This window comes from Micromonospora sp. M51, assembly GCF_018070305.1.
Classification (GTDB): Bacteria; Actinomycetota; Actinomycetes; order Mycobacteriales; family Micromonosporaceae; genus Micromonospora; species Micromonospora parva.
In genome coordinates this window covers 1-5,499 of record NZ_JAGPXZ010000408.1, presented here as the reverse complement: position 1 = coordinate 5,499, position 5,499 = coordinate 1, and the positions used below count along the sequence as shown (strand labels likewise).

The following is a 5,499-nucleotide window of genomic DNA, read 5'->3' as shown; positions in this document are numbered from 1 at the left end:
GCCCGCGCCGATCAGGTACGCCCGCTCGACGCGCTGGGCGAGGGCTGCGGCTGCCGGCGCGACCCCGCCCACCGCGAGCGACGGCACCAGGCTCCACAGTGCCGCCCGCAGCGGGCTCAGGCCGAGCACCAACTGGAGGTGCTGGGTGGTGAAGATGGCGAATCCGACCAGGGCGAACATCGCCAGCAGGTTGACCGCGAGCGACCCGGCGAAGCCGCGTCGGCGGAACAACGCGAGGTCGACCATCGGGTACGCCCGGGTCCGCTGCCGGTGCAGGAAGAGCGCGCCCACCAGCACACCGCCGACGATGGCGAGCACCCGCAGCGGGCTGACGCCGTCGCGGGCCATCTCCTTGATGCCGTAGATCACCGGCAGCAGCGCGCCGAGCGACAGCGCCGCGCTGATCAGGTCGAACCGCCCGGTCGCCGGGTTGCGGAACTCGGGCACCAGCAGCGGGGCGAGCAGGAGCAGCATCAGCATCGCCGGGATGTTGATCAGGAAGATCGAGCCCCACCAGAAGTGCTCCAGCAGGATGCCGCTGAGCACCGGGCCGAGGGCGATGCCGCCGGTCAGGGTGGCGGTCCAGACGCCGATGGCGGTGCCGCGCTGCTTGGCGTCGTGGAACATGTTGCGCACCAGGGCCAGCGTCGAGGGCATCAGGGTGGCGCCACCGACGCCGAGAAGGGCGCGGGCGGCGATCAGCGTCGCGGTGCTGTCGGCGTACGCGGCCAGCAGCGACGCCGCCCCGAACGCGGTGGCACCGATCAGCAGGAGCCGGCGTCGGCCGATCCGGTCACCCAGAGCGCCCATCGTGATCAGCAGCCCGGCCAGCACGAAACCGTAGATGTCGAAGATCCAGAGCTGCTCGGTGGCGCTGGGGCGCAGCTCCGCGCTGATGAACGGGACGGCGAAGTAGAGCACCGACACGTCCATCGAGACCAGGAGCAGCGCCAGCATCAGCACCGCGAACCCGATCCACTCCCTCCGGCCGGCGCGCGCTGCCGGTGTGGTGGTGGTCTTCATGATCATCCTTCTTTCTGCGTATGCCATACGCTGTTATGCGTAGACCATACGCAGAACTAGGATGGCGAGGCAAGGGAGGAAATGTGGCGGCGAAGACAGACGACAGCGGGCCCGTACTCCCGCCGGCCATCGAGAGCGCCTGGGGGCTGCGGGAGCGACCACCCAAGGGGCCCCGGCCGGGAATGAGCGTGCCCACCATCGTGGACGCCGCGGTCCGGGTGGCCGACGCCGACGGCCTGGCCGCCGTGTCGATGAGCCGGGTGGCCAAGGAGCTGGGCGCCGCGACCATGGCCCTCTACCGGTACGTCGGCTCGAAGGACGAACTGCTGATGCTCATGGTGGACACCGGGTACGGCCCCTCCCCCGGCCCGCCCGGCCCGCGCGACGACTGGCGTACCGGCCTCACCCGGTGGGCCTGGGCCGAACACGAGGTGCTGCGGCGACGGTCCTGGCTGCTGCACGTCCCGATCAGCGGCCCACCGATCACCCCGCAGCAGCTCGGCTGGATGGAGGACGGGCTGCGCTGCCTCGACGGCACCGCGCTCGGCGAGAACGAGAAGATGTCGGTGCTGCTGCTGATCACCGGGTACGTCCGCAACGAGGCAACCCTCACGTCGCAGATCGCCGAGGGCAGCCGGGCGGCCGGCGTCGAGCCCGCCGAGATGATGCCCGGGTACGCCCGGCTGGTGGGCCGGCTCATCGACCCGGCCCGCTTCCCCGCGCTGCACCGGGTGCTCAGCGCCGGCGTGCTCAGCCAGGACGACCACCCCGACGACGAGTTCGCCTTCGGTCTGGACCGGATCCTCGACGGCGTCGAAGCGCTGATCCAGCGCCGAGCGGGTTAGGGCGCCCGATGCTGGCGAGAGACACCATCGACACCACGGTTCTGCCGCCGCGCGAACGGTTCGGCATGTGGCTGGACCTGGTGGCGCGCACCTCGGCGCCGCTGCGCATCCGGTCCGCGCACAGCGACGACTTCGCCGCCCGCGCCGACTTCACCGACCTCGGCCCGGTCCAGCTGGTGCAGTACGAATACCCGTCGCTGGACGCCACCCGGACCCGCAAGCTGGTCCGCCAGTCCGACCCGAAGCTGTACATCCTCGCCCTCACCACCGGCGGCATCGGCACCTCCAGCCAGGACGGTCGCCACAGCGAGATCCTGGCCGGCGAGTTCACCTTCTACGACGGGTCCCGGCCGCACGACGTCTGCCACCACGCCACCGAGCCCGAGCGGGACCAGGCCACCTCGATCATCACGCTGATCCCGCACGCCGCCCTGCCGCTACCGCCACAGCGGATGGCCGCGCTCTACGGCGGCCGGATGTCCGGCAGCGAGGGGATCGGGGCGCTGCTGGCGCAGTTCCTGCTCCAGGTGACCGGGCACCCCGAGCAGTACCACGCCGCCGACGCCGGACGGCTCGGCGCGGTCGGGCTCGACCTGGCCACCACCATGCTCGGCCGGCACCTCGTCGCCGAGGACGCCGTGCCCACCGAGGTCCGCCGCCGGGCGCTGCTCACCCAGGTGCAGGCGTACATCCACCGCCACCTCGGCGAGGTGACCCTCGACCCCCAGGTCGTCGCCGACGCCCACCACATCTCGGTGCGATCCCTGCACCGGTTGTTCGAGGGCGAGGACGCCACAGTGGCGTCGTACATCAGGGACCTGCGACTGGCCCGGTGCCAACGCGACCTGACCGACCTGGCGCTGCGCAACCAGCCCGTGCAGACCATCGCGGCGCGGTGGGGGTTTCCCCACAAGGCCCACTTCAGCCGGGCGTTCAAGGCCGCCTACGGAATGACCCCGCAGGAACACCGCGACAACGCCTCGGATCTGGCGCGGATCGTCAACCGTCAGGCGTCCACCGTCAACTCGGGACCGGCAGACTGACACCGGCGCGGCCGCACCATCGCCTGGTGGGCCGCAACGGGGGCCGTGGCGAGGCGCCCGCCGCGCGAGCGGCGGGCGGCCGCCCGGTGGCACCCTGCTCAAGCCCGGGACTCCGACCCCGTCGCGCCTCCCCAGAATCGCCGGCGGGGCCGGTCAGGCCCCCTCCAGCAGCTTCAGGACGACCCGCTCCGCCTCCTCGCGAGGCGCCAGCGGATCCACCGCCGCCACCACCCCCTCGTGGTAGAGGTCGACCACCCGAGGGTCCACGTACGACGCCCGCGCCACCGTCGGCGTGTTGCCCAGCAGCTCCGCCACCTCCCGCATCACGGCGACCACCGCCTTGCGCCGGGCGGTCACCGAACGGGCCGGGCCGGCGGTGGCCAACTCGGTGGCCGCCAGCACCGTGGCGTGCCAGGTGCGGAAGTCCTTCGCGGTCATCTCCCCACCGCTGGCGTCGCGCAGGTAACCGTTGACCTCGTCGCTGCGCACGTCGCGCCACTCCCGGCCGTCCCAGTAGCCGAACAGCCGCTCCGCCCGGCGCCGGCGACGGCGCAGATTGACGAGCACCTGGCACAGCTCCGGGTCCTCGATCCGGCGTACCTGCTCGATGCCCCCCTTCGCGGGAAACACGAACACCACGCAGCCGCGCCGGGACCGGGCGTGCTCGGGGCGCAGGGTGGACACCCCGTAGGTCGGGTCGTCGCCGTTCGCGTACTGGTCGCTGCCGACCCGGAACATCCCCATGTCGAGCAGCCGGGCCACCGTCGCCAGCACCCGGTCCCGGCCCAGTCCACGGCCGTCCAGGTCGCGCCCCACCCGCTCCCGCAGCGCCGGCAACCGCCGGGCCACCTCCAGCATGTGGTCGAACTTCGCCTCGTCCTGCTTCTCCCGCCACCGGGGGTGGTAGACGTACTGCTTGCGCCCGGCCGCGTCGATCCCGATCGCCTGGATGTGCCCGTTGGGATGCGGCGCGATCCAGACGTCCTGCCAGGCCGGCGGGATGACCAGCTCCCGCAGCCGGGCCAGCACCTCCGGATCCCGCACCGGCGCCCCGGACGGATCGACGAACAGCCAGCCCCGTCCGCGACGACGCCGTCCGTACCCCGGTCGACCCGGGTCGCTACGCCGCAACCGCACCGGAGACCCGCACCACCCTCTCCACCTCGGCCACCGCGGCCAGCACCTCGTCGAGGTGCAGAGCCGCCATCGTCGGGTGGCTTCCTACCCCGTCCCACCTGGGCCAATCCCCCGCACCGGCCCACAACACCCGGTGCCGTGGCCGGTCCGGTGGTGGCCCCCAGTGCGCCGGTGGCACCGGCCCGAAGAGAACCACCGACGCGGTGCCGTACCCGGTGGCCAGATGGGCGACGCCGGTGTCCCCGCTGACCACCAACCGGGCGTCGGCCACCAGCGCGGCGAGCCCGCCGAGGTCGGTCCGGCCGGCCAGAACCGCGTCCGAGGTCAGGCCGGCCGCCTCGGCCACCCGGGTTGCCAACTCCCGTTCGTCGGCCGAGCCGGTGAGCAGCACCCGGTGCCCCTGGTCGGTGAGCGTCCGGGCCAGCGCGGCGAACCGCTCGGCCGGCCACCGTTTGGCCGGGATCTTGCTGCCCGGGTGCAGCACCGTGGCACCGCTGGGCAGCCCCGCCGACCCGGGTCGGCGCAGGCTGAGGTCGGCCCGGTCGGTCGGGATGTCGTACCAGGACAGCAGCCGGCACCACCGGTCCACCTCGTGCTCGTCGGCGGCCCAACGCGGGCCGTCGGCACAGCCGGCGTCCGCGTTGGCGAAGGCGAGCAGCCGACCGGGTCGGGTGGCCGCGAGCAGCCGGTGCGACTGCGGACCGCGGCCGTGCAGGTTGACCGCGACCCGCGGGGCCGACCCGACCCGCAGGGGTCGGTCCAGCCCGGTGGTGTCCACCAGCCGGTCCACCCCGCCGACCAGGTCGACCAGCGGAGCCAGCCAGGCCGGCGCGGCGAGCGCCAGCTCCCGCGAGGGGTACGCGGCCCGCAGCGCCCGCAGCGCGGGCACCGCGGTCACCAGATCGCCGACGCCGAGGGCGCGCAGCACGAGGATCACGGGTACGAGGTCTCCTGCTCGGCGCAGACCACCATCTCGCGCACCGCGCAACCGGCCGGCTGGCTGAGCGCGAACATGATCGCGGCGGCGGTGTCGGCGGGCTCGTTGAGGATCGCGTCCGGCCCCGGCTTGTACTGCGGGTCACGTTCGTCGAAGAACGCGGTGCGCATCCCACCCGGGATGAGCAGGGTGACGCCGACCTGACCGGCCAGCTCGGCGGCGAGGGCTCGGGTGAACCCCACCACCCCGAACTTCGCCGCGCAGTACGCGGTGGCGTCGCTGACCGCCTTGACGCCCAGGGTGGAGGCGACGGTGACGACGCGCCCCCGAGAGGTCAGCAGGAACGGCAGCGCGGCCCGGATCACCGCCGCGGTGGCCAGCAGGTCCACGGCGACGATCCGGTCCCAGGTCTCGCCCGGCAGGTCGGCGAGCCGGCCCGGCACGTCGGTGCCGGCGGCGGTGACCACGGCGTCCAGGCCCCCGGCCTGCTCGGCGAGATGCCGGGTGGCCGCCT

Annotated in this window: 6 protein-coding genes; 2 read left to right on the top strand and 4 right to left on the bottom strand. The window is 73.3% G+C overall.

Annotated features, from left to right (window positions below; genetic code table 11):
• Nucleotides 1-1,023, bottom strand: a 1,023-nt coding sequence (locus KBX53_RS20715) for an MFS transporter (RefSeq protein WP_210861118.1), incomplete at its 3' end; no start/stop codon positions are given.
• Between the two features lie 83 nt (nucleotides 1,024-1,106).
• Here KBX53_RS20715 and KBX53_RS20710 point away from each other — a divergent pair.
• Together KBX53_RS20710 and KBX53_RS20705 are read left to right on the top strand one after the other, a co-directional pair.
• Complete coding sequence (locus KBX53_RS20710) at nucleotides 1,107-1,868, top strand: TetR/AcrR family transcriptional regulator (RefSeq protein ID WP_210861116.1); 762 nt, start codon at nucleotides 1,107-1,109, stop codon at nucleotides 1,866-1,868.
• An 8-nt stretch (nucleotides 1,869-1,876) separates the two neighbouring features.
• Nucleotides 1,877-2,911: a helix-turn-helix domain-containing protein gene (locus tag KBX53_RS20705; protein ID WP_210861113.1), complete on the top strand. Its 1,035-nt coding sequence runs from the start codon at nucleotides 1,877-1,879 to the stop codon at nucleotides 2,909-2,911.
• Nucleotides 2,912-3,064: 153 nt separating this feature from the next.
• Here KBX53_RS20705 and KBX53_RS20700 read toward each other — a convergent pair whose 3' ends face one another.
• From KBX53_RS20700 to KBX53_RS20690, 3 genes are all read right to left on the bottom strand, one after another.
• Nucleotides 3,065-4,048, bottom strand: coding sequence for a DNA topoisomerase IB (locus KBX53_RS20700; RefSeq protein ID WP_030334955.1), 984 nt, complete (start codon nucleotides 4,046-4,048; stop codon nucleotides 3,065-3,067).
• Complete coding sequence (locus KBX53_RS20695) at nucleotides 4,032-4,985, bottom strand: glycosyltransferase family 9 protein (protein ID WP_210861111.1); 954 nt, start codon at nucleotides 4,983-4,985, stop codon at nucleotides 4,032-4,034. Before KBX53_RS20695 ends, KBX53_RS20700 begins: the two co-directional genes overlap by 17 nt.
• The coding region (locus tag KBX53_RS20690) for an SDR family oxidoreductase (RefSeq protein WP_210861109.1) at nucleotides 4,982-5,499 on the bottom strand (518 nt) is incomplete at its 5' end. The genes KBX53_RS20690 and KBX53_RS20695, both read right to left, overlap by 4 nt.